A 23549-nucleotide genomic window follows, 5' to 3' on the forward strand; every position below is an offset into this window, starting at 1 on the left:
GAATTCCCGCTTCCGCTAATTCCCCTTGTGGTGATGTCGACATGACGACGCGTAGTCGCACGCCCGTGCGGGACCGGCCATTCAGTGCGCCGAACAATTCAGGCCGGACACCGACAAACGGCCTGTTGCGGGCAGCTGGTGACAACCGGACGATCGGTGCGTTCCCGCGTGCCGATCGGCCGTGCGCCGGCCGGTCGGCACGCCTGTTTGCAGGGAGGTCCCATGAACGAACGGATGAGCCTCGGCCCGGACGCGGCACGGCAGCTCGCGACCACGACCAAGACCAGCCCGCAGATGCGCGGCATCACTCCGCGCTATCTGCTGCGCGCCCTGCCGTGGGTGGACGTGGAGGCCGGTGTGTTCCGCGTCAACCGGCGTCGCACCTACGTCCTCGGTGACGACCGCATCAGCACCCACACGGACGGCGGCTCACCGCGCATCATCCCGGGCGACCTTCGGGAACTGCCCTACCTCCGGGAGGCCGACGACGACCTGCTGGCCGAACTGGCCGGAGCCTTCACGGAAGTGACGTTCGAGGCCGGGCAGCTGCTGGCCCAGGACGGCGACGCCCACGATCGGCTCTGGGTGATCGCCCAGGGCCGCGCCGAGAAGCGGATCAACGGCCGCTACGGCGAGGACGCCGTGCTCGAAGTCATCGGCGACGGCCAGTTCTTCGACCTCGACGCCTGGACCCGCTCCGAGGAGATGCCGTACCGCGTCCGGGCGCTCACCCCCGGCGTGGCGCTGTGCCTGGAACGCAGCGCGCTGGCCGGGCTGTGCGACCGGGACACGGCGCTGCGCGGAGCGGTGGACGCGTACCTCGCCGCGGACGGGGTCCTGCCGGGCGCCGAGGTCCCGGTCGACCTCAGCTCCGGGCACGTCGGTGAACCCGACCTCCCGGGGACGTTCGTCGACTACGAGGACACCCCTCGCGAGTACCACATGACGCTCGCCCAGACCGTGCTGCGGGTGCACACCAGGGTCTCCGACCTCTACAACGGGCCCATCGACCAGATCCGGGCCCAGTCCAACCTCACCGCCCACGCCCTGCGCGAGCGGCAGGAAGCCTCGCTGCTCAACCACCCGGAATTCGGGCTCTTCCACAACGTGGCGCCCGGGCAGCGGGTGCAGGCGCGCACCGGCTCGCCGACCCCCGACGACCTGGACGAGCTGCTCACCCGGGTCTGGAAGCAGCCGGGCTACTTCCTCGCACACCCCCGGGCGATCGCCGCGTTCGCCCGGGAATGTACCCGCCGGGGTGTGCCCCCGGTCATCGACACCCGGTTCGGCAGTCCCCTGCTGACCTGGCGCGGCGTACCGCTGCTGCCCTCCGACAAGGTGCGGTTCTCCGGTGGTGCCGGCATCGGCACCACCGAGATCCTGCTGATGCGGGTGGGCGAGGCGGAGCAGGGCGTGGTGGGTCTGCGCCCCGCGAAGATCGACGACGAGGTCGAACCCGGCCTGTCGATGCGGAACATGGGCGTCGACCGGAAGGGCATCACGTCGTACCTGATGACGGCGTACTTCAACGCCGCGGTGCTGGTCGAGGACGCGCTCGCCGTGCTCCAGAACGTCGAGGTCGCCAACTACCATGACTACAGCTGAGGTGACGAGGGGGCCGGGCGGCCCGGTTCCGGACCCGCCCCCGCAGCAGCCCCCGGTGCAGGGTGTACCGCCGCTGCCGGGTGTGCAGCAGCTCCAGTCCCCGCCCCCGTACCCACAGTCCTCCGGTCTCACCGGCCCCGCCGCCGCACCCACCGGCACGGCCGGCCCCGCCGGAACCGCCGCCCCCGCCGGGCTCGGCGCACCCGCCGGAACCGCCGATCCCGCCGGACTCACCGGCGGAGCCGCCGGAGCCGAGAGCCTCGTCGGCCCGGCGTCCTCGCTGCCCGGCCAACCGGCCGGCTTCTCGCCCGAGTTGGCACGCCGGGACATCCCCATCCTGCACCGGCTGGTGAACGGGCACCCGCTGGTCTGGCTGGACAACGGGGCCACCACACAGAAGCCGCGCCAGGTGATCGAGGCGCTGGCCGGCTTCTACGGGTCCGCCAACTCCAACATCCACCGCGGTGCGCACACGATGGCCCGGGAGGCCACCGAGGCGTTCGAGGAGGGCCGGGCGGCGGTGGCCCGGTTCCTCGGCGCGGCCTCGCCCGACGACATCGTCTTCGTACGCGGCACCACCGAGGCGATCAACCTCGTCGCCCAGAGCTGGGGGCGGGCCAACCTCGGCCCCGGCGACGACATCCTGGTTCCGGTGCTGGAGCACCACTCCAACATCGTGCCCTGGCAACTGGTCGCCAAGGAGACCCGGGCCCGGGTGGTCCCCGTACCGCTGCGGCCGGACGGACGGATCGACCTCGACGCGTACGCCGATCTGCTCTCCATGCGCACCCAGCTCGTCGCACTCAGCCATGCGTCGAATGTGCTCGGCACCGTGCCGCCGGTGCGCGAGATGACCGCGCTGGCGCACCGCTACGGCGCGAAGGTGCTGGTGGACGGGGCGCAGGCGGTCGCGCACTTCCCCGTCGACGTGCAGGACCTCGATGCCGACTTCTATGTGTTCTCCGGCCACAAGCTGTTCGCCCCAACCGGGATCGGCGCCCTGTACGCCAAGCCGGAGGTGCTGCGGGGCATGGCTCCGTGGCAGGGCGGCGGCAACATGATCGAGTCCGTCGACTTCACCCGTACCACCTACGCCCCCGTCCCCCACCTCCTGGAGGCCGGGACCGGGCACATCTCCGGCGTGGTCGGTCTGCTGGCCGCGCTGAACTGGCTGACCTCCTTCGACCGGGACGCCGTCACCGCCTACGAGACCGCGCTGATGGCGCACGCCCAACAGGCCCTGTCCACGGTGCCGGGACTCGAACTGCTGGGTTCCGCGCCCGACCGCATCGGCGTCCTGACCTTCACCCTCGCCGGTCACGACCCGGCCGGCGTCGCCGAGTGGCTGGACCGGGACGGCATCGCCGTGCGCGCCGGTCACCACTGTGCCCAGCCGGCGCTGGCCCACTACGGGCTCACCAGCGCGGCGCGTGCCTCGCTGGCGCTCTACAACACGCCCGAGGAGGTGGACAAACTGGTGGCCTCGCTGCAGCAGTTGCAGCAGGCCGGCTGACCGGGTCCCGCCCCGGTGTCCGCCGTCGCCGACCGGTTTCCGGCCGGCGACGGCGCCGCCGTGCCGTACGGGGCGTCAGACGGCCGGCCAGGAATGGCAGGTGAGGGGGTCCGCCGCCAGCCAGGCGGCGATGGCCTGGGTGATCGGCTGGTCGGTGTCGAGCTGGATGAAACCGAACTGGCCGCCCTGGTTGCATTCGAGGAACCACCAGGTTCCGCTCTGGTCCTCGGCGAAGTCGAAGGCACCGTACGCGAGCTGAGCGGTGGTCATGTAGGCCGCCACCGACCGCCGTACCTGGTCGGGCACCTCGGCCGGCTTCCATGTGCTGTTCTCCGTGAAGCGGCTGTCCACCTCGTCCGGGTCGGCTTCCTTGCGGGCGGCGAAGAGGTGACCGTCGACGCAGGTCAGCCGGATGTCGGCCTGCTTGCTGACGTGCTGCTGGAGCAGCGTCGGACCGGCCGCCACCGCGCTGAAGTCCGCGTCGGGACTGATCCGGGTGGTGGGCAGCACCATCGGGGGGTCGCCGGGGTGCTTCCCGGACACCGACTTCACCACCAGGTCGCGGTGGGTGGCGGCGAACTGGCGGGCGACGGCGGGGAACGTGGTGATCAGGGTGGCGGGCACGGTGAACCCGGACCGCTGGGCGATGTGCAGCTGCCAGGGCTTGTAGCGGGCCTGCGCGGCGGCGACGGGGTGGTTCATCCAGCGTGCCCGGGTGGAGGTGAGCATGCCGTACAGCGCCTGCTCGGCCTCCGCGGTCAGCCAGGTGGAGCGCTCCGCCACACGGGTCCCCGGCGTGCCGGGGCGGCGGACCCATATCGAGCGCAGGCTGCCGAGACTCACCATGCGTTCGCCCGTCTTGAGGTAGCCGTGGAAACCGTCGCCTGCGTAGTCCGCGGAGAGGGCGATGCTCCCGGGCAGGTCGGCGGGGTCGAGGCGGACGAGCGGGACACCGAGGTCGTGGAGGGTCGAGACGACCATGTCCGCTGTCAAGTCCTCCTCGCAGGTAAGGACCAGGACGGTCATCGACGTTCAGTCGTCGAAGTGGGTCTTGGAGCCGGCGGTGGAGGCGGTGGTGCCGGTCGCCAGCAGGACCGCCCGGCTGCTGGTGGCCGGGCGCCCGTCGGGCAGGACGTTGAGTTGCCGCGTGGCGTCGTAGGTGTAGGGAGTGGCGGCCGACGACTTCACCGCCGGACGGGCGTAGCTCAACGCAAACGGTCGCATACCTTCTCCTTCAAAAACCCCGTGTTCCGCCCCCCATGACTCGGTCAGGGACGGGTAGTTCGCCGGACGACTCTGCACAGATGACGCAACTCTTCGGTCAATAGTTGCCATCTTTGCTCGTTTCCGGCGATCCACTTGACGGAACTTCCATCAGAACGTAATTACCAGACCGACGTATACCGCCTGCCCGTGATAGCCGCGTTACGCGGCGTATTCCTCTCCTGATGAGGCGTGAAGGGGCGCTCGGACAGCTCGCCGGCGCCTTCCATGGATGGAGTACACGCGGGCGCACTTATCGCTACACTCTCGCTCTGCTATATGAACACTACGCAGAGCGAGCGCCGGTGTGGGTAGGGCTGCGGGTGGTTTCGGGGGGTAGCACGCATGGTTCCACAGGTTGAATTCGCGCCGACATGCGGCATCGACGACGATGACCGGGGATACCTCATCGACGCCCTTTGCGATGTGGCCGTACTGGACGGCGAGGTCGCCCCGGCGGACGACGGAACCGCACCGAAGGGCTACTGGCCTGCCGGTGTGCACACCGTCACGGTCCTGCGGCGACTCGCCGGCGGGCGCAGTGGTTCCGAAGTCCTGGAGATCGAGGTTGGCGTGAAAAAGGCGGCCGGTTTCCTCCAGGTCGCAAAGCTCATGAGTCATGCCGAGGCCGTACAGGAGTGGGACGCATTCACCGCCTTGGCGAGAAAGCACGACGACACTCTTTACGTACCCATCGTCGCGGTGAGTCGATCGGTGATCGACAAACAGTACGCGGTGGACTTCAAACGGCACGTGGTCGTCTACGCCCACGTACGGGACCGCGACCAGAACACCGAGGGAACCGTCCGGTCGCTGGAAGACGTGGTTGTCGAGGCCATTGCGAATCCAGAGGCCACAGCGCAGGGTGTGGCGGCGCTTTCCTCGATGATGAGCACGCTGCGGAACAAGCTCTACCGCAACGCCGCCTCCGCCTCCGAACAGCTCCTGCGGCAGGAGAACTGGAGCCTCGGCCCCAATGTGGTGCTGAAGGCCGATGAGATCGACGCCGCGGGGCTCGGCCCGGTACGGCTCGTCGACGGCAACCCCGGTGCCCAGGACCTCCGCAGGCCCGCGGTGACCTCCACCGAGCTCCTCCGGGCGTCCACCTCGCCGCCCGGCGACGGGCGGAGCCTGGTCAAGGGCGACACCGTCCGCCTGATGCTGGACAAGGCGGAGGTGGCGGGCCCGATGGTCTCCGGGGAGTTCAACTCCCTGCGGGTGCACGTCGAACTCACCGGTGGCGCCGCCGAGCGCAAGGACGTCGCCACGCTGATCGGCAGGCGTCCGCTCGACGTGTACGGGACGGTGCAGTCCACCCGCGCCCAGCGCTGGTCGGACCTCTTCGCCGCCCGCCTGCGCACGAAAGGGGACTTCTCCGAGTCCGAAGGGCTGCTCCAGTACGACGGGATGACCGTGGGGCACCCGGTGAAGGCGCTGCGCAGTGTCCTGTCGTCGTCCGCCGAGGCGCGCACGCGGGCGTCCGTGCACGGCGACCTCAACCCGCGGAACATCATGTTCTGCGAGAAGAACCCCTATCTGATCGACTTCGCGTCCTTCGAGCCGGACGGGGACCTGCTCGCCGACCTCGCCTGGATGGAGGTGTGCGTCCTCCGCGACTGCGTGGCCCCGGCCCTCTCCTGGTCCGATCTGGTGCGCCTGCAGCGGTACTTGGCGCTGCTCACCGTCGTCACCCCGCTGTGGGGAGCCGACGCGGTGGTGCCCGCCGCGGCCTTCCTCGTGGACTCGATCGCCGGGGAGGCGCCCGTACTGAGCCGCTGTCTGGCGCTGCTGTGGGCCCTGCGGCTGGGCATCTGGAAGACCGTGCCGGCCGAGGACCAGGAGAACTGGCCCCGGCACTACTTCCAGCACCTGACCCTGGCCGCCTGCCGCACGTTCAAGTGGGCGACCGACGAGCAGTCCGAGCACCAGGTCGGCGCGTCCACCGCGGCGTCCGGAGTGGCCGCGGAGTGCCTCGTCCCCGGCTACCGCCACTTCTTCGACCAGTGGACCGTCAACCAGGCGCGGACCGCCCGCGAGATGCTGCTGGGAAACCCCGACGAGCTGAGCTGGCCGTCCGCCGACCTGCTGACGGCGGCGCTGGTGGCCGCCGGTGTCGAAAGGCCCAGGCAGCCCGGCTCACCGGTGCGGCGGGCGACCGAGCGGCTGTTCAGCGGCCCGCTGGCGCCGGCGGTCGAGGAGCTGCAACGCCATTGCCGGGACAAGGAGTTCGACAGCTCCCAGCACTACCGCGACTTCACCTACATCCCCCTGGAGGGCCGGGTGCTGGCGGCCGGCGAGCCCTACGTCCAGCAGGGCGAGGGGGCCTCCGCGGCGCCCAAGAGCTGCTTACGCCTGCTGGCGCAGCACGACGTCGCGGTGCTGGTCGCCGACTCGGGATCGGGCAAGAGCGTGGTGGTCCGCGAGCTCAAGATGCGCATCATGAACGCGTTCTCCAAGAACGCCGACCCCGACGCCGCCGCCGGTACCCCGTGCTGCCTCCCGCTGTCCGTCAGCGCCGTGCAGCTGAGCATCGCCCTGCACGCCGCCGTCGAGCTGACGCCCGCCACGGTGCTGCGCGGTCTGATCGAGCTTCCGCAGGAGGTGTCACAGAGCCGGCTGGAGCGCCTGCTGGAGATCGGGGCCATCCATCTGACGGTGGACGACCTGCACAAGGTCGAGCTGCGGCACCGCAGGAATGTCACCGCGTGGCTCAAGGAGCTGCACGTCACGCATCCGCAGGTGCGACTCGTGGTGTGCCAGCGCGGCGGGGACTACCAGCCCGAGGTCTTCGGGTGGCCGGCGGTCGTGCTGCACAAGGTACGGGAGCAGCCCGCGCGCGCCTTCATCGCCGACGAGCTGCGCAAGAAGCACCCGGCCAACTGGCAGGCGGAGTTCGCCCGGCTGGAGGAGCTCCTCTTCAAGGACCCGGCCGCGAAGGCACTGCGCGAACTCGCCGGCCGTCCGCTGTTCCTGAAGATGCTGGTGAGGCACTTCGTGGACGCCGGTGAGGTGCCCTCCAACCCGGGAGTCCTGGTCCACAAGTACCTGGAGCGCATGCTGAAGTCGGGTGACCACGCGATCCCGGTGGCCCAGCAGAAGCAGATGCTCAACAAACTGGTGAGCAAGCTCGGGGACTCCGGGTCGCTGAGCCGCGAGGAGGCCGTCGAGGTCATCCAGGACCCGGCCCGGCACAACGCCGAACAGGACCTGGACACGCTGCTCTCGACGACCGCCGTACAGCAGGACGCCTCCCGGATCACCTTCTGCAACCGGCTGGTGCAGGCGCTGTGCGCGGCGTCCGTCCTGCTGGAGGATGCCCAGGACCACGTCCCGGCGGTGACCGAACGCATCCGAAGATTCGGGTGGCGCGACGCGGCCCTCTTCCTCGTCGCCGATCCGCACGCGGACGCGGAGACCGTGGCCGCCGTCCTGCGCACCGCGGTGGAGGCGAACCCCTGGTACGGCGCGCTGCTGCTGCAGGCGGCGCCCGAGGACGCGGTGCCCGAGGTGCGGCAGGCGTTCCTGGAGGCGCAGCAGGCGGTGCTGCGTTCGGAGGCGAGCGGCCGGCCGGCGTGGCGGCGGTCGGCCTACGCGCTGGCCAAGTACGGCGCCCGGTCCGCCATGGACGTCCTGCAGCAGATCACGCTGGACGAGCGCAGCGATCCGCAGGCGGTGAAGGCGGCGCTGGACGGCCTGGTGATGATGCACCGGTGGTTCGTCCCGGACGCGACCGCCGTCCTGCAGGAGGTCCTGTCCCGGCTGCTCGATCCGCCGCCGGACGTGACCGTCGGCGATTCCGTCGTCGTACGGGCGCTGCGCAGCATTCAGGCCACCGGGCTGACGAGCCTCGCGGGCCATGCGTGGTCCCGGCTGGAGCAGCCCGGGGTTTCCTGGGAGGTGACCTCCCAGGCGTGGGAGACGCTCGCCCAGCTGGAGGTGCTGCCCAACCGGGCACTGCGCGCCGGGTACGCCCAGGCGTGTGCCCGGCAGCTGTCCGAGATCGACCGCGAGCTGGGCAGCACCGCGGCGACCTCCGAGGCGGAGCGGCTCAACGAGGAGCGGCTGTTCCTGCTGAAGCGGCTGGCCGCCGAGGGGGACATCGAGACGCTGCTGGCGTACCGCTTCCGGGCCGGCCTCGCGGAGTGCCCGGACTGGCGGGAGATGCTCGACCGGGCGGCCAGGACCGTACAGGCGGGCTCGCCGCAGAACGTGCTGGCCGGTGCGCTGCTCGACCAGGAGATGTTCGGCGCGGGCCCCGACGGCTGGAAGGAGCTGCTGACGCAGCCCAACGAGCACCTGGCGGTGATCGGGGCGCACCGGCTGCTGGCGGACGGCCGGGTCCTGGGGGCGCCGCTGCTGGCGGAGGTCGGTGCCCGGGCGTCGGCGAAGCGGCTGTCGATCGTGGCGGCGTTCGTGCACTGCCTGTCGCCCGATGACCAGGTGGTGCTGGAGCGGCTGCTGGAGCCCGTACTGGCCACGCTCACCGCGGAGTTCGTCGACCCGGTGGCCTGTCTGGTGTCCGCGGCCGGAACCCTCGACCACGACCTGGGACTGCGGCTGGCACTGCGGGTGCAGGAGGCGCTGATCGAGCACGGGCTGGAGCAGCAGGCGGTGCACTGGCCGTGGTGCACGACCTGGCGCCGGATGCTGCCGCTGCGCGCGGAGACGGCACTGTTCGTCGATGAACAGGGCATCGACTCCCCCACCCTGACCGGGCTGCTGGGCAGCGTCGACGTGCTGCTCGACGCGCCGTTCGTCCAGCCGATGGTGCTCGCCCCGACGGTGCGGCAGCAGCTGTTGTCCCTGCAGCCGAAGAGTCCGGAGGGCATAGCCGCCCACCAGTTCGTCATGCTGGCGGCCAGCGCGGGGCTCTACGAGGCGCTGCCGTTCGTCCATGAGGTCGCCACCAACCAGCACAACATCGGCAGCGTCATCACCCACTCCCACGGCCGGCACGGCCTGGTGCCGGTGGCCCTGGCGGCGCACGCCACCACCGCCATCGGCTACCTCGGCCGGCTGGCGCTGCTGGAGGACCTGATGCTGGAGGCCGATACGGCGGAGCAGGCGCTGCACCGGATGGCGCACGAGACCGACGCGCTGCATCCCAGTGTGGAGCGGGCCCGTCTGGTGGGACTGGGTTACTGGGGCCACTGGCAGGACCTGTTGACGGCACTGTCGCCCGGGGACCCGGTGCTGGCGGCAGCCGCCCGCAACATCGTCACGCACTGGCTGCCCGGTCCCCGGGACCGGATGGGTGAAGCCTGTTTCCACAGCATCGCGCGGTGGACCGGGCACGAGCTGAGGACCGGGAAGCTGCCGGCATCGACGCAGGCGGTGCTGACGCACATCCGCGACAGCACGGAAACGAGACTGGGGCGCTATGTGCGGTGAACGGAGCACCCGCCGGCCGCGTGCCGGGGGCCGGACGGGACGGTGCGGACGCGCCTCAGGGCAGGCCCATCTCCCGTTTGGCCGCGGCCACCACCAGCCGGCGGCACCGGGCCGCGGCGAGCAGTGCCTCCTGCCGGGCGGCACCCGGCCGGGCCTCCTGGGCGGTGCGCTGGGCGCGCAGCAGATCCTCTCCGGCGCGCAGGACTTCCTCGGAGGCGAGCAGCCGCAGCCGGGTCAGCTGGCTGCGCATTTCCGCGTAGCACTCCTGGGCGTCGTCGCCGTCGACGGCCCGCCGGGCGGGGGCGTCGCGGACGACGTCGGAGTGCGCCCAACTCGCCTCCAGGAACGCCACGAAGGCGTCGGTGAGCGACTCGCGTGCCCACTTGCGGTGCTCGCGGCGGCCCCCGACCACCGTCGTCACGACCAAAGTGGCCAGGCTCGTCGCGGCCGCCACCCATGCTGCCCACGCACTCGCGTCCCCCATGGCCCCATTGTCTCCGCCGCGGAGTGGTGCCGGGGGCGCAATCAGCTGGATGCGACGGCTGTCAAGCTCGCAAACTCATCTCATTTTCTCCTTGGCCTGGCGGTGTCCACTGGTGGACAGTCATGGCTGGGGAGTCAGGCAGCCGGCGCCGATGCCGGATTGTTCGACCGTTCCTTGGGGGGGCATGGCCATGGCGTCAGCTGAATCAGAGCGGCCGGACGGCGTCGGAAGAGGAAGCGGGGACGCCGCACCGGTGTCGTTGCAGCGGGCGATGGTGGAGGTGCTGGCCGGCGCACCGCGGCTTGCCTCCCATTCGGGGCGGCGGGCCCTGGTCCGGATGCTGGCCCAGTTGCTGGACGATTCGCTGAGCGAGCCCGACGCACAGGCCCGTTCCCTCGACCAGTTCTCCCAGCTGGTGGCGGAGTGCACCGCGCTGGCCGAGGGCGCCGACGCGCTGGCGGACGCCGTCGGGACGCTGACCGGCGATCCGCGCACCACACGGGAGCTGCGGCAGCTGTGCGACCGCTGGTCGGCGCGGACCTGGCTCGCCGAGTCCGAACTACTGGCCCTGGAAGGTCTGTTGAGCCAGGTGCCGTCCGACGACGTGCAGGTCATCGCGCAGGCGTCCCTGCAGCCGCTGGCCTCGCCACTGCCGGTGCACTGCACCCATGCGTGGAGCATCCTGCTCCATCTGCTGCGGCGCAATGCGCTGCCCAACGGGCTGCCGCCGTTCATGGCGTTCCTGGAGTACCTGGCGGCCGCGGTCGACGACGGCGTCGGGGAGCAGATCCGCAGTTGGACGCTCCGGCACGCGCAGGCGTCCGGGCTGGTGTCGTCGCTGCGGGAGTGCCGGAAGCGCGCGACGTCGGTCCAGTTGCCGGACGCCACCGACCGCCGGGTGATGTTCGTGCTGATGCCGGACGGCCTGTCGAGCGACTACTACGTCCTGCGGGTGTGGCACGACGAGGGAGGCGCCTACGACGGTCCCCCTTTGCGGGACGACGACACCCGGGTGCGGGAGACGGAGATCGCCCGGGCCGTCGCCAGCCGATTGCGGCACGCCCTGGTCGACGGTCAGCGTACGGACCTCACGGTCGAGTTCTGGCTGCCGCTGGCGCTGGTCAACGAGCCGGTGTGGGAGTGGTGCCGGCCGGCGGGGGAACAGGAGGCCGCCTGGGACTGCCGGGTGCTGGTGCGCAGTCTGGACCGGCTGCGGTCGCCCGACTCCCATTCGTCGTGGCGTGAACGCTGGATGCAGCTGATGCGTGAGGACGTGCCCGCTCCGCCGTACGCGGGCCGCCGCGAGGCCGGGGAGGCGGGCCGGCGGTCGGGGGAACCACTGGTCCTCAACTCGCCTCCCGATGTGGAGGACGGCCGCAGGGAGCTGATGGACGCCATCCGTGCCGGGGCCCCGGCCATCCTGTGGCACCGCCAGAACTGCTCGCAGTCGTTCCACGAGTCGGTGCAGAACCTCATTCACCGCGGCCCGCTGAAGGACCTGCCCAGCAGGATCGGGGAGATCCACCTGTCGCCGGGGCCGTTGGGCGACGAGGCGGAGCTGCTGCGCGAGGTGACGCTGCTGTGGGACGACCCGGACCGTCAGCTGCCGGTCCTCAGGCCGCTCGTCGCCCCGGATGAGGTCGCCGCACCGTGAGCACCCTGGAGGCCGCCACCTGGCTCATCACCGCAGCCCCGGCCACACCGGTCACACCGGCGCAGGTCCGCGGGCTGGAACACCTCGCCGCCGAACGGACGGTGTTCGCACCGGCGCCGGACGGCTGGCCCTCGCCCCTGCCGCTGCCCGCCGCCGAAGCCTCGGTCAGCGCACTGCACGGACTCGGCCAACTGCCGCCGGAGCGCCGGGACTTCCGCCGGCCGGCGGCGGACGCGTACGCCATACCGTCGGCGCCGGGCCCGGTCTGTCCGCCGGCCGCCGACTCCCCGGTGCGGGAGCTGGTGCTGGTGGTCGACACCGGCCTGTCGATGTTCGCCTGGGCTCCGACGGTCAACGCGTTCGCCGCGTCGGCCTGCGAGCTGCCGCTGTTCAACGACGTCCATCTCGTGGAGCTGCGCAGTCAGTCCTCGACGTCCCACGCGGACCTCTTCGACCGCAGGACGGTGGAGGAGCTGGGGCTGGGCCGGCCCGCGCCGCCGCATCGCCAGATGACCGTCTTCGTCCTCACCGATGCCGTCGGCGCCGCCTGGAAGCGCGGGCTGATCTGGCGCGATCTGCGCGCCTGGGCCCAGCACCACACGGTGGCGATGCTGCATGTGCTCCCCCACCACGACTGGGAGCTGTCCGGCGTCCATGCCCGGCCCCATCAGCTGCGCGCGCTGACCCCGGGGTGTCCCAACGGGGACCTGGAGGTGGCGCCGCCGGAGACCGCGCCGTCGGCCGCGCGGAGCAGCGTGCCGGAGCGGGACGGGCACCGGCTGCTGATTCCGGTGCTGGAGATCCGCAAGCGGTGGCTGGACCAGTGGGTGCGGCTGATGACGTCCAGGCTGTGGGTGCACCAGCAGGCGCTGGAGATCCCGCCGGTCTCGGCGGCGACCGGGCTGGTGCCGTCCCCCGGGTCCGCCCCGGACGCCGAACTGACGCCGGAGCAGCGGATCGGTGAGTTCCGCACCGCGGCGTCCGACCACGCCTTCACCCTCGCCGTCCTGCTGGCCGCGGCGCCGCTCAACCGCCACATCATGCAGCTCATCGCCGCCGAGCTGCTGCCCGCCGCGAGCCCCGGCGATCTGGCGGCGGTCCTCACCAGCGGGCTGCTGATCACCGCGGAGAACGCGGCGGAGCACAGCGACCCGTACGACCAGGTGGTGTTCGACTTCACGCCCGGTGTGCGCGAGAAGCTCCTGTCGCTGGGCGAATCCGTGAAGACCCGGCGGGTCGTCGCGCTGCTGGACCAGTATCTGGGCCCGCACGTCCCGGCCGTCGCCGGTATCAGCCGGCGGGTCAAGAACCCCGCCGCGACTCCGCTTCCCGAGATCACCCGGGAGGCGCCGCCCTATCTCCGCGTCGAGTGCGCCGTGCTGACGGCGCTCTCCGGTGCCTCCACACCGCACCGTGAGGCGGCGGAAGTGCTGCGTACCCGGATCGACGCGTTCCTGGCGTCGCCGCGGTAGCCGCGTTGCGCAGGTGAGACGGGCTACGGGGTGGGGCGGCCCTGCCCGGGAAGTGCGGGGCGCGCGGGTACGCTGTGAGCTTGATTTCGCATGTGCGTAGTTTGCCCGTACTGGTTCCGTGTGCGTCCACGCTTCCTCGCCGACCGTCCGCCCGGAGTTCCCCGTTGAGGTCTTGTCCCCGCTCCACGCCCCGCACCGGCCCGACGGCGTCCCGCCGACCCGCGGCCCGCCGTACGGGCACGCCTTGCCGCGCCGTCCTCGTGTGCGCCGTCCGCACGGAGGGATCCCGATGAGCGGTCCGGCAGCCCGCGGCAGGATGCTGGCCGACCTCATCGCCGCCAGCCATGTGATCACCTTGGAGCAGGTCGCCGATGTGGTCGCCAAACACGCGGCCCGGGTCGGCTGGCTGGACGTCTCGCTCTACCTGGCCGACGTCCAGCAGGACATCCTGTGCCTGCTCACCACGACGCCTGGGCAGAGCGGTGACGAGCGGCCGGACGTGCTGCGGGTGGAGGGCACCCTCGCCGGGCGGTCGTTCCAGACCGGAGGCATCGTCGAGGGCGGCGCGTCCGAGTCCGGGCAGTGGTGGGTGCCGCTGCTGAACGGGACCGAGCGCCTGGGCGTGCTGCGCGCCTCCGCCGCACCCGGCCTGACCCTGGACGGCCACGCGGCGCAGGACCTGCGGAATCTGGCCGGGCTGGTCGCCCTGATGGTGATCAGCAAGCGCACGGTGAGCGACACCTACGCCCGTCTGGTGCGGCGCCGCAGGATGAACGTGGCCGCCGAGATGGAGTGGCGCGTCATGCCACCGCGCACCTTCGCCACCGACCGGGTGCTGATCAGCGCGGCGATGGAACCCGCCTACGAGGTCAGCGGCGACGTCTTCGACTACGCCATCGCCGACGAGACCGTCCACCTGTCGTTGTTCGACGCCATGGGCCACGACACGGCCGCCGGGCTGACCGCGAACCTCGCGGTCGCCGCCGGCCGCAACCACCGCCGGGCGGGCGCCGGGCTGCTGCAGATCGCCGAGGCGGTGGACCAGGTCCTGCTGGAGCAGTTCGATGCCCATCGCTTCACCACCGGCCTGCTCGCCGAGCTGGACTCGGCGACCGGGCTGCTCACCTGGACGACGCTGGGGCATCCGCCACCGGTCGTCATCCGCAAGGGACGCACCGCCCTCAACCTGAGCGGCTCACCCGCACCACCGATGGGCACCGGCCTGGGGGTGGCACCGACGCTCTGCCAGGACCAGCTCGAACCCGGGGACCGTCTGCTGCTGTACACCGACGGCATCACCGAGGCCCGCAACCGCGAGGGCCGCGAGTTCGGCCTGGAGGGCTTCACCCACTTCCTCATCCAGCACCACGCCGACGGGCTGCCGGTGCCCGAGACGCTGCGCCGTCTGATGCGGCATCACCTCGCCTACCACGGCGGGCAGCTCGGCGACGACGCCACCGTACTGCTGCTGGAGTGGAGCGGCCCCACGCCCTACCGTCCGGCCCGTATGGAGGCGCTGGCCGGTCTGCCCGAGCACACCACCTCCCCCGAGGCGCTCCCCCGGTCGTGACGGAGTCCGGCCCGTAGGGCAGAGGGCAGGGGGCGGCCACTGCTCCGCCCGGTCACTCTTCTGCTGGTGTGTCCGGCGGCAGATGCCGGGTTTCGGCCGCGGCCCGTGATCAAGTGAGGGCCCCGCCCGGACTGCGGTGGTCGCGCACGGACCGCCCGACCGGCGGGACGAGAGGATTCCGGATGCGCGGTCGCGACGAGAGCACACCACGCCGTGCGGAGTGCCGCGGCGGCGGTGACACGCGCCCGGCCGGGCTCCCACCGGCCGCGGTCGACGCGGACGTGCCGTCCGCCGTCGGCCGGGTGCTCGGGGTGCTGCTCGACGAACAGGTCGGCCGGGCCGGCGGGATCGACGCGATGTTCGCGCGGGACGTGGCCGGCCGGGTGCGGAGCTTCACGCTGGAGGGCGGCAAACGCACCCGCTCGCAGTTCCTGTGGTGGGGCCTGCGGGCCTGCGGGGACCGCCCCGGCGCGGTGGCCGTCGGAACGGTGCTGCGGGTGGCCGCCGCGGTCGAACTGCTGCAGACCTGTGCGCTCGTCCACGACGACGCGATGGACCGGTCGCCCGTGCGCAGGGGCAGGCCGTCGGTGCACGTCGAGTTCGCCGAGCGGTTCACGGCGCCCGGCCGCGAGACGCGGGCCGCGCGGTTCGGTGCGGCCGCCGCCGTGCTCACCGGCGATCTCGCCCTGGCCTGGGCCGACGACACGCTCGCCGGCACGGGGCTCGACGGCCGGACCGGCGCCCGCGTGCGGGAGATCTGGCAGGCGATGCGGGGCGAGATGGTGGCCGGCCAGTACCTCGATCTGTACGGGCAGATCAGTGGCTCCCGCTCGGCGGCGCTGGCGACCCGGATCTCGTACCTCAAGAGCGCGCGGTACTCGGTCGAACGGCCGCTGGCCCTCGGTGCGGCCCTCGCCGACGCGGAGGAGGCGACCGCACGGGCGCTGTGCGCGGCGGGCCGCTGCGCGGGGGTGGCCTTCCAGTTCCAGGACGATCTGCTGGGCGTCTTCGGGGATCCGGAACGGACCGGCAAACCGACCGGTGACGACATCCGCGAGGGCAAGCTCACCGCTCTGCTCACGGTCGCCCGCGCGCGGGCCGCCCGGAGCCGCGACCGGGCGGCGCTCACGGTGCTGGACCGCTGCGTCGGCGACCGGGAGCTGGACGACGCGGGTCTGGAGCGGGTGCGTGCCGTGTTCGTGGCCACCGGAGCCCGCGACGAGGTCACCGCGCGGATCGGGCGCCTGGTGACCCGCAGCTTCCGCCATCTGGCCTCGGCCCCGCTGGACGCCTTCGCCGCCGCGCGGCTGCGGCGGCTGATCGCCGCGGTCGCCGGCGTCGGCGAGGTCCCCGGCGGACCGGGCCCGTCCGACGGAGCCGGCCGGGCCGACGGCGGGAGCGACTGCCCGTCCCTTGCTCCCCGAGCCCGAGGAGGCCGAGACCGTTGAAAGCCCTCGCAGGCCGCACCGACCACGTCGTGGTGGTCGGTGCCGGACTCTCCGGACTGTCCGCCGCGCTGCATCTGCTCGGCGCGGGCCGGCGGGTGACGGTGGTCGAGCGTGCCGGGCGGCCCGGTGGCCGGGCCGGCCGGACCGACCGCCTCGGCTACCGGATCGACACCGGCCCGACCGTGCTGACCATGCCCGACCTGATCGACGAGGCGTTCGCCGCGGTCGGCGAGCGACGCGCCGACCGGCTGGAACTGCTGGAGCTGCACCCGGCGTACCGCGCCCGGTTCGCCGACGGCAGCGAGCTGGACGTGCACACCGACGCCGAGGCCATGGAGGCCGAGGTGGAGCGGTTCGCGGGCCCCGCGGCCGCCCACGGCTACCGCCGGCTCCGGCGCTGGCTCACGCAGGTCTACGCGGCCCAGCACCGCCGCTTCATCGACACCAACTTCGACTCGCCGCTGCAGCTGCTGCACCCGGACCTGGTGCGGCTGGCCGCGCTCGGCGGGTTCGGCCGGCTCGACGCCCGGATCGCCCGCTTCCTGCCCGATGAGCGGCTGCGCAGGGTGTTCTCCTTCCAGGCGTTGTACGCCGGGGTGCCGCCGGCGCGGGCGCTCGCCGCGTACGCCGTCATCGCGTACATGGACACGGTCGCCGGGGTGTACTTCCCGCGCGGCGGCATGCACGCCCTGCCGCAGGCGATGGCCGACGCGGCCGCCGGCGCCGGCGCGGCATTCCGCTACGGCCACGCCGTCACCCGGCTGGAGCGCAGCGGCGGGCGGATCACGGCGGTGGTCACCGAGCACGAGCGGCTCGCGTGTGACGCGGTGGTGCTCACGCCCGATCTGCCGGTGGTCTACGGTCTGCTCGGCCGGCGGCCCCGCCGCCCGCTCCGGCTGCGCCACGCGCCGTCCGCGGTGGTGCTGCACGCGGGCAGCGAGCGGACCTGGCCGGGGACCGCGCACCACACACTGTCCTTCGGCGCGGCGTGGGAGCGGACCTTCGACGAACTCACCCGCACCGGGCGGCTGATGAGCGACCCGTCGCTGCTGCTCACCCGTCCGACGCTGTCGGAACCCGGCCTCGCCCCGCCGGGCCGGCATCTGCACTATGTGCTGGCGCCCTGTCCCAACACCGAGACCGGACCCGGCGCCGAGGCGTGGCGCACGCTCGGTCCCCGGTACCGCGACGACCTGCTCGGGGTGCTGGAGCGGCGGGGCTTCACCGGCATCGCCACGGCCGTCGACGAGCTGGGCACGGTCACCCCGGCCGACTGGGCGGACCAGGGCCTGGCCGCCGGGACGCCGTTCTCCGCGGCACACACCTTCGCGCAGACGGGCCCGTTCCGTCCGCGGAACCTGGTGCGGGGCATCGAGAACGCCGTGCTGGCGGGGTGCGGCACCACTCCCGGGGTGGGCATCCCGACGGTGCTGCTGTCCGGCAAGCTGGCCGCGGCCCGGGTGACCGGGCTCCGCGCCCCCCGCTCCGGCCCGGGCGCGCCCCGCCCGGCGGAGGAAGCGGTGCCGGCATGACCGCCCGTGAACTCGACGCGGCGGGCATCACCGAGCCGGGACTGCGGGCCGCCTACGCCCACTGCCGCCGGCTCAACGCCCGGCACGGCAAGACGTACTTCCTCGCCACCCGGCTGCTGCCCGCCGACCGGCGGCCGGCCGTGCACGCCCTCTACGGATTCGCCCGCTGGGCCGACGACCTCGTCGACGACCTCGGCACCGGTGCCGGCCCCGCCGAGCGGGGGCGGGCGCTCGACGCCCTCCAGCGGTGCCTCGACGAGGGCCTGCGCGGCGACGCGAGCCCGGAACCGGTGGTGCGGGCGGTGGCTCACACCGCGTCCGTCCACGGCATCGACCACGGGCACTTCGCCGACTTCATGACGTCGATGCGGATGGACCTGGTGGTGACGGACTATCCGACGTACGCGGACCTCCAGCGCTACATGCACGGTTCGGCGGCGGTCATCGGACTGCAGATACTGCCCGTGCTGGGCACCCGCGTCCCCCGGGAGGAGGCCGCGCCGCACGCCGCGGCGCTCGGCGTCGCCTTCCAGCTGACCAACTTCCTGCGCGACGTGGGCGAGGACCTCGACCGGGGCCGGGTCTATCTGCCGGCCGATCTGCTGGCGGCGCACGGCGTCGACCGCGAACTGCTGCGCTGGAGCCGGGACACCGGCCGCCGGGACCCCCGTATCCCCGCGGCCCTGGCGGAGGCCGCCGCCCTCACCCGCGGCGTCTACCGGGCCGCCGAACCGGGACTGGCGATGCTCGACCCGGTGGCGCGCCCCTGCATGCGCACCGCGTTCGTGCTCTACGGCGCCATCCTCGACGCGGTGCGCGACCAGGGGTACACCGTGCTGCACCGTCGTGCGGTGGTCTCCCGCAGGCGCCGTGCGGCCACCGCACTGGGCGGGCTGGCCCGCGCCGTCGCGGCCCGCCGGTCCGCCCGTCCCCCCGTCGCGGCGCACGGCCGGACGCTCTGCCCGGCGCGGAAGGAGAGCCCATGACCCCGGATGCCCGGCGCCGCTCCCGCGTCCCGCTGCGGCTGCGCCGTCGGCCCGTGCCGTGGGAGCGGCAGCGCCCCACCTGGCGCGAGGCCCGGCCGGTGGTCATCGACGGCGCGCTCAAGCGGGCGCTCGCCCGGCCCGCCGGCAACTGGTTCGTCCTCGGTGCGGCGCGCGGCATCGGAGCGCGGCGCGCGTTCGGCCGGACGGTGGCCGGCGTCGAGGTGGTCGCCTGGCGCGCCGCCGACGGGCGGCTGGTGGCGGGGCCCGGGGCCTGCCCGCACCTGGGTGCGCCGCTGGCTCTGGGTGCCGTGCACTGCGGCACGCTCCGCTGCCGCTGGCACGGACTCGCCCTGGACGGCGCTGCGTTCGCCGGCTGGGAGCCGTACCCGGCGTACGACGACGGGGTGCTGGCCTGGGTGCGGCTCGACGGCGTCGGTGGTGAGGCTCCGCTGCCGCGGCCGGTGGTGCCGTCGCGGCCGGCGCTGCCCGGCGCGGTCACCGCCGTGCACACGGCCGTCGGGGAGTGCGAGCCGGAGGACGTGGTGGCCAACCGGCTCGATCCCTGGCACGGTGCGTGGTTCCACCCGTACTCGTTCGTCGACCTGCGGGTGGTCGGGGCGCCCTCCGAATCCTGTGCGGAGGGGCCCGACGAGTTCGTCGTCGAGGTCTCCTTCAAGGTCGCCGGGCGGGCCGTGGTCCCGGTGACGGCGCACTTCACCGCGCCCGGGCCGCGCACGGTGGTGATGCGGATCGTGAACGGCGAAGGACGGGGCTCCGTGGTCGAGACCCATGCCACTCCCCTGGGACCGGACGACCGCGGGAGGCCGCGCACCGCGGTGATCGAGGCGGTCGTGGCCACCTCCGATCGCCGGGGGTTCGCGCTCGCCCGCGCGGCGGCGCCGCTGCTGCGCCCGCTGGTGCGCGCGGCGTCGGGGCGGCTGTGGCGGGACGATCTGGCGTACGCCGAGCGGCGCCGGCAGCTGCGCAGCGGCGGCCGGCAGCCGGGCTGACCGGGCGCGCGGCCGCCGGGCCGGTGGCGGCCGCGCGCCGGGTCACCGGTCGGCGAGCCGGGCGGCCCAGCGCAGTGCCGCCACCCGCCCCCGGTCCGGCACCGTCCACAGCGTCTGCCCGCGGACGCCCCACCGGGCCAGCAGCGCGTTGGCGGCCAGGAAGCCGGTCGTCGCGGCGCGTTCCATCAGCGCGACGGGCAACGGCGTACGCACCACGTCGCCGGCGACCACCACGCGCGGGTCGGGGGTGTGCACGGTGGGCCGATCGGCGTAGCCGCCCACCGCGAACAGCGGGCAGTCCGCCCGCCACTCGTGGTGCTGGTCGACGATCGGCACGTCGCGGGTCTCGGGGTAGACGGCGTGCAACTGGGCGGTCAGGCGGCGCTGTTCGACAGTGCGGTCGGCTCCGGGGGCGACGGCGTAGGCGTGCAGTTCGAGGACCGAGCCGCCGGTGCGGGCGGACCAGCGGGCGGCCTCGCCCTCCCAGCGTTCCAGCACGCTGACGTTGTCCAGCGAGCCGAAGCCGCTGGTGCCGAGGAAGCCGGGGCGGTCGGCGGCCACCCGTCGCGCCAGCCAGAGCCGGGACACCAGGAAGGGCGGCGCGGTCCGCAGCCGGCCGATGCGGGCGCGCCAGGCGGCGTCCCCCAAGGCGTCGGACGCGGCGACGAGCCGGCGCAGACCACCGGTGTCCAGCGCGAGCACCACCGCGTCGTAGCGCCGGTCGTCGCGGTCCGTGGCGACGCGCAGGCCGCCGTCCGCGGCCGGCTCGACGCGGGCCACCGGGGTGCCCGTCCGCAGCCGGACGCCGTGGCCCTCCAGGTATGCGGCGAGGGGGTTCCACAGCGCCTCGGGAAACGGTTCGCCGGGCACGTCGAACAGCAGCCCCTCGCTGGAGCCGAGGAAATAGATGTGGAACATCAACACCATTTCGGCGGCGGACAGTTCACGCGGGTCGGCGAAGAAGCTCCGGGAGAAGACCTCGAACGCCAGGTGCCGCGCGGCCCGGGGGAAGCGGATGCGGGAGAGCAGGTCCCAGGCGCTGACCCGGTCCAGCCGCCGGTAGATCCCGGGCACCCGTACGTCGAGCAGCGGCAGGGCGGCGCGGGGCCGCATCCCCGCCAGGTCCCGCCAGGTGAAGGTGGGGCTGAGCGCCATGAAGCCCAGGGCGCTCCACGGCGGGGTGCGCGGCACCCGCGCGAAGCTGTCGCGGGCGCCCGAGCGGTGCTGAAGGGGGTAGTCCGGGAGCCGGTGCAGCCGGTGGAGTGCCGGGTCGGTCCGGCGCAGCAGCCCCCGCAGGTTGTAGTACTGGGGGAAGAAGGCGTGGAACCCGCGGCTCATGGTCGCCGGCGAGCCGTCGGCGAGCCGCACCGGCCAGCCCGCGAGCCGGCCGCCGAGGGCCGCTTCCCGCTCGTACAGGGTCACCCGTACGCCCCGCTCGGCCAGGGCGGTGGCCGCGCCGACCCCGGCGATGCCGCCGCCCACGACCGCGACGTGCGGCCGGTCGTGGCCGGTGAGCCGGGGGCGTCCGGGGGCGGCCGGGACCACCTGGGCCCGGCGGTCGCGGCCGCGCGGCGCGTCCCGGCCGGTTCGCTTCTGACGGGGTGTCATGGATTCTCCCGGCGGACGTCCGGTGCGGCGGCGACGACGGTGTGGGTGATGCCGGTCTGCCACCCGGGCAGCGGCAGCGCCCGCACCCGGTGGAAACCGGTGCGCCGCAGGCGGGCGGTGAATTCGTGGACGGTGTCGAAGGCGAGGACGCTGTGCCACAGGTGCCGGTAGAGGCCGCCGTCGCCCACCAGGCGGCCGGCCGGCAGCACGATGCCCCGGCACACCGCGGTCCATACGGCGCGGTGCGCGGCGCTGCCGGACAGCGTGTACTCGTGGACGGCCAGCCGCCCGCCCGGCTTCAGTGCCGTGCGGACGGCCGCGAGGACCGCGTCCGGGTCGGTGACGTTGCGGAAGAGGTACGCGGCGAAGACGGCGTCGAAGCCGCCGGCGATCCCGGCGCCGGCCAGGCCCTCGGCGGGTGCGTGCACGAAGGAGACGCCGGGTGGCCAGGGTTTGGCCGCCGCGCGTGCCAGCATGCCCGCCGACGCGTCGACGGCGACGATCTCGGCGTGCGGGACGGCCGCGAGCAGCGCCGCCGTCGACGCCCCGGTGCCGCAGCCCAGGTCCAGCAGCCGCAGCCGGTCGCCCCCACCGGGCAGCCGCAGGCGGCGGGCGGAGCGCCGGAGGTCGGCGCGGTAGCCGGGGTTGACCGCGGTGAGCAGGTCGTAGCGGCGTGCGGCGTGATCGAAGGCGGCGGACAGCTCACCGTCGTGCAGCAGTGTCATGGAGTCCCTCCTCGGGGCCGCGGCGCGCATCCGGTCACCACGGGTCGGACCGGCGCGGCAGCAGCGGGAGTTCGGCGACGGTGCGGAGCATCGGCAGCACGGGGGTGCGCAGTCCGACGGTGAGGTCCTCCCACAGCCGGGTCCGGCCGTCGAGGAAGCGCAGCAGCCGCTCGGTGGGCACCGCGCCGAACAGCGTGCTGAAGAACTCGGCGCCGTCCACCCGGCCGCTGTCCAGCGCGCGCAGCAGCACGGCGTCCAGTGCCCGGGCCCACCGGGTGTGCGGGGGCGGCGGCACCGGTGAGCCGTGCCGCCGCAGTCGGGCGGCGATGGCGGCGGTCTGGCGCTGCACACAGGCGAAGGTGTAGCCGGTCGACGGGCGGGTGGCGCCGCCCGCGGTACCGATGCGGAACACCGAGCGCCCCACCCGGCGGGGGAAGCGGCCGTCGGTCATCGGGATGGCGCCCTGCTCGACGGCCGTGATCCGGAAGTCACCCAAGTTCCGTACGTGCGCGGTGTAGTGGCGCAGCGCCCGTTCGTAGGCGGTGGTCTCCAGGGGGCGGCGGGAGAACTCGGTGTACTCCACCAGGGCCGCGCGGGGATCGAGCGGCAGGACGTAGCCGAAGGCGAGGCCGTGCGCCGGCTGCGGGACGCGGAAGTCCATCAGGTCCGCGACCGCCGGGTCGAAGACCGGTCGCCGGGTGCGGACGAACCAGCCCCTGAAGTGCTGCCGGAGGGTGGTGCGGGCGGGCGGGAGCCGGGGGCCGGGGCGGGAGTCGAAGGCCCAGCGGGCCCGGAGCGTGACCGGCCGCCCTGCCGGGTCGTGCGCCCGCACCTCGGCGCCGTCGGGTGCGTCCCGTACCGAGTCCACCGTCGCCTCGATCCGTACGACGGAGGGGTGGGCGGACAGCCTGGCGTCGACGACGGACGCGAAGGCGCTCGACCGCAGCATCTTGTAGCGGAGCGGGGCGGGCCGCCCCAGCGTCTCCTCGCCGCCCGGCCCGTACACCCGCAGGTCGTCCCACGCGGCGGTCAGCGCGTCGTCGAACTCGCCGCCGGGAGGCTCCCAGTAGCACCAGGTGCGTTCCGGCGGGGTGTGCGGGCCGCGCGGGGCGTCGACGAGCACGATGCCGAGCCGGTGTGTCCCGGTGGTCGGCGCACACAGCCGGTAGGCGAGGGACAGCCCGGCCGCCCCCGCGCCGACGATGACCGCATCCGCGTCCCGCACGTCCACCCCTTCCGTACCGGTCCATGCCTGTTGATGCCTGTTTATTCCTGTTGATCCTTCCGT

At 73.2% G+C, this 23549-nt stretch carries 16 protein-coding genes; 10 read left to right on the forward strand and 6 right to left on the reverse strand.

Going from position 1 to position 23549, the window contains the following annotated elements; all coding sequences use genetic code 11:
• Positions 1-222: 222 nt before the first annotated feature.
• Both SL103_RS19420 and SL103_RS19425 read left to right on the forward strand, forming a co-directional pair.
• Positions 223-1605: a family 2B encapsulin nanocompartment shell protein gene (locus SL103_RS19420; RefSeq protein WP_069570245.1), complete on the forward strand. Its 1383-nt coding sequence runs from the start codon at positions 223-225 to the stop codon at positions 1603-1605.
• On the forward strand, positions 1592-3118 hold the full coding sequence (locus SL103_RS19425; RefSeq protein ID WP_244303971.1) for a SufS family cysteine desulfurase: 1527 nt from the start codon (positions 1592-1594) through the stop codon (positions 3116-3118). The genes SL103_RS19420 and SL103_RS19425 overlap by 14 nt, the downstream gene beginning before the upstream one ends.
• Positions 3119-3193: 75 nt before the next feature.
• On the opposite strand, the gene tgmB is transcribed toward SL103_RS19425, so the two are convergent.
• Positions 3194-4144, reverse strand: a complete 951-nt coding sequence (tgmB, locus tag SL103_RS19430; protein WP_069570246.1) for an ATP-grasp ribosomal peptide maturase — start codon at positions 4142-4144, stop codon at positions 3194-3196.
• Between the two features lie 6 nt (positions 4145-4150).
• The gene (gene tgmA / locus SL103_RS19435) at positions 4151-4342 is read right to left on the reverse strand and encodes a putative ATP-grasp-modified RiPP (protein ID WP_033267597.1); all 192 of its coding nucleotides are present in this window, start codon (positions 4340-4342) and stop codon (positions 4151-4153) included.
• Between the two features lie 384 nt (positions 4343-4726).
• Here tgmA and SL103_RS19440 point away from each other — a divergent pair, with 384 nt between their 5' ends.
• Positions 4727-9772, forward strand: coding sequence for a hypothetical protein (locus SL103_RS19440; RefSeq protein ID WP_164492864.1), 5046 nt, complete (start codon positions 4727-4729; stop codon positions 9770-9772).
• 55 nt (positions 9773-9827) lie between these two features.
• Here the strand turns inward: SL103_RS19440 and SL103_RS19445 are convergent, their stop codons facing one another.
• On the reverse strand, positions 9828-10256 hold the full coding sequence (locus SL103_RS19445; RefSeq protein WP_164492865.1) for a hypothetical protein: 429 nt from the start codon (positions 10254-10256) through the stop codon (positions 9828-9830).
• Positions 10257-10446: 190 nt separating this feature from the next.
• On the opposite strand from SL103_RS19445, the gene SL103_RS19450 reads away from it, so the two are divergent.
• The 7 genes from SL103_RS19450 to SL103_RS36935 all read left to right on the forward strand — a co-directional run bounded on the left by SL103_RS19450 (position 10447) and on the right by SL103_RS36935 (position 19928).
• On the forward strand, positions 10447-11910 hold the full coding sequence (locus tag SL103_RS19450; protein ID WP_164492866.1) for an effector-associated domain 2-containing protein: 1464 nt from the start codon (positions 10447-10449) through the stop codon (positions 11908-11910).
• A complete protein-coding gene (locus SL103_RS19455; RefSeq protein WP_069570250.1) occupies positions 11907-13382 on the forward strand; it encodes an SAV_2336 N-terminal domain-related protein in 1476 nt (491 codons plus the stop codon). The genes SL103_RS19450 and SL103_RS19455 overlap by 4 nt, the downstream gene beginning before the upstream one ends.
• Before the next feature lie 289 nt (positions 13383-13671).
• Positions 13672-14952 carry a PP2C family protein-serine/threonine phosphatase gene (locus SL103_RS19460; RefSeq protein ID WP_069570251.1) on the forward strand — a complete coding sequence of 427 codons (1281 nt, stop codon included), beginning with the start codon at positions 13672-13674 and terminating at the stop codon, positions 14950-14952.
• 182 nt (positions 14953-15134) lie between these two features.
• A complete protein-coding gene (locus SL103_RS19465; RefSeq protein ID WP_079145856.1) occupies positions 15135-16400 on the forward strand; it encodes a polyprenyl synthetase family protein in 1266 nt (421 codons plus the stop codon).
• Entirely contained in the window at positions 16397-17932 is a 1536-nt protein-coding gene (crtI, locus tag SL103_RS19470) for a phytoene desaturase family protein (protein ID WP_069570252.1), read from the forward strand. The genes SL103_RS19465 and crtI overlap by 4 nt, the downstream gene beginning before the upstream one ends.
• Positions 17929-18918: a phytoene/squalene synthase family protein gene (locus tag SL103_RS19475; protein ID WP_069570253.1), complete on the forward strand. Its 990-nt coding sequence runs from the start codon at positions 17929-17931 to the stop codon at positions 18916-18918. The genes crtI and SL103_RS19475 overlap by 4 nt, the downstream gene beginning before the upstream one ends.
• The gene (locus tag SL103_RS36935; protein ID WP_069570254.1) at positions 18915-19928 is read left to right on the forward strand and encodes a DUF5914 domain-containing protein; all 1014 of its coding nucleotides are present in this window, start codon (positions 18915-18917) and stop codon (positions 19926-19928) included. The genes SL103_RS19475 and SL103_RS36935 overlap by 4 nt, the downstream gene beginning before the upstream one ends.
• Positions 19929-19970: 42 nt before the next feature.
• Here SL103_RS36935 and SL103_RS19485 read toward each other — a convergent pair whose 3' ends face one another.
• The 3 genes from SL103_RS19485 to SL103_RS19495 are packed head-to-tail and all read right to left on the reverse strand — an operon-like array spanning position 19971 to position 23486.
• The gene (locus SL103_RS19485; protein ID WP_069570255.1) at positions 19971-21536 is read right to left on the reverse strand and encodes an NAD(P)/FAD-dependent oxidoreductase; all 1566 of its coding nucleotides are present in this window, start codon (positions 21534-21536) and stop codon (positions 19971-19973) included.
• The gene (locus SL103_RS19490; RefSeq protein WP_069570256.1) at positions 21533-22261 is read right to left on the reverse strand and encodes a class I SAM-dependent methyltransferase; all 729 of its coding nucleotides are present in this window, start codon (positions 22259-22261) and stop codon (positions 21533-21535) included. The genes SL103_RS19485 and SL103_RS19490 overlap by 4 nt, the downstream gene beginning before the upstream one ends.
• Positions 22262-22295: 34 nt before the next feature.
• Positions 22296-23486: a lycopene cyclase family protein gene (locus SL103_RS19495; protein WP_069573928.1), complete on the reverse strand. Its 1191-nt coding sequence runs from the start codon at positions 23484-23486 to the stop codon at positions 22296-22298.
• Positions 23487-23549: the final 63 nt, after the last annotated feature.

It is taken from the genome of Streptomyces lydicus, assembly GCF_001729485.1.
Classification (GTDB): domain Bacteria; phylum Actinomycetota; class Actinomycetes; order Streptomycetales; family Streptomycetaceae; genus Streptomyces; species Streptomyces lydicus_D.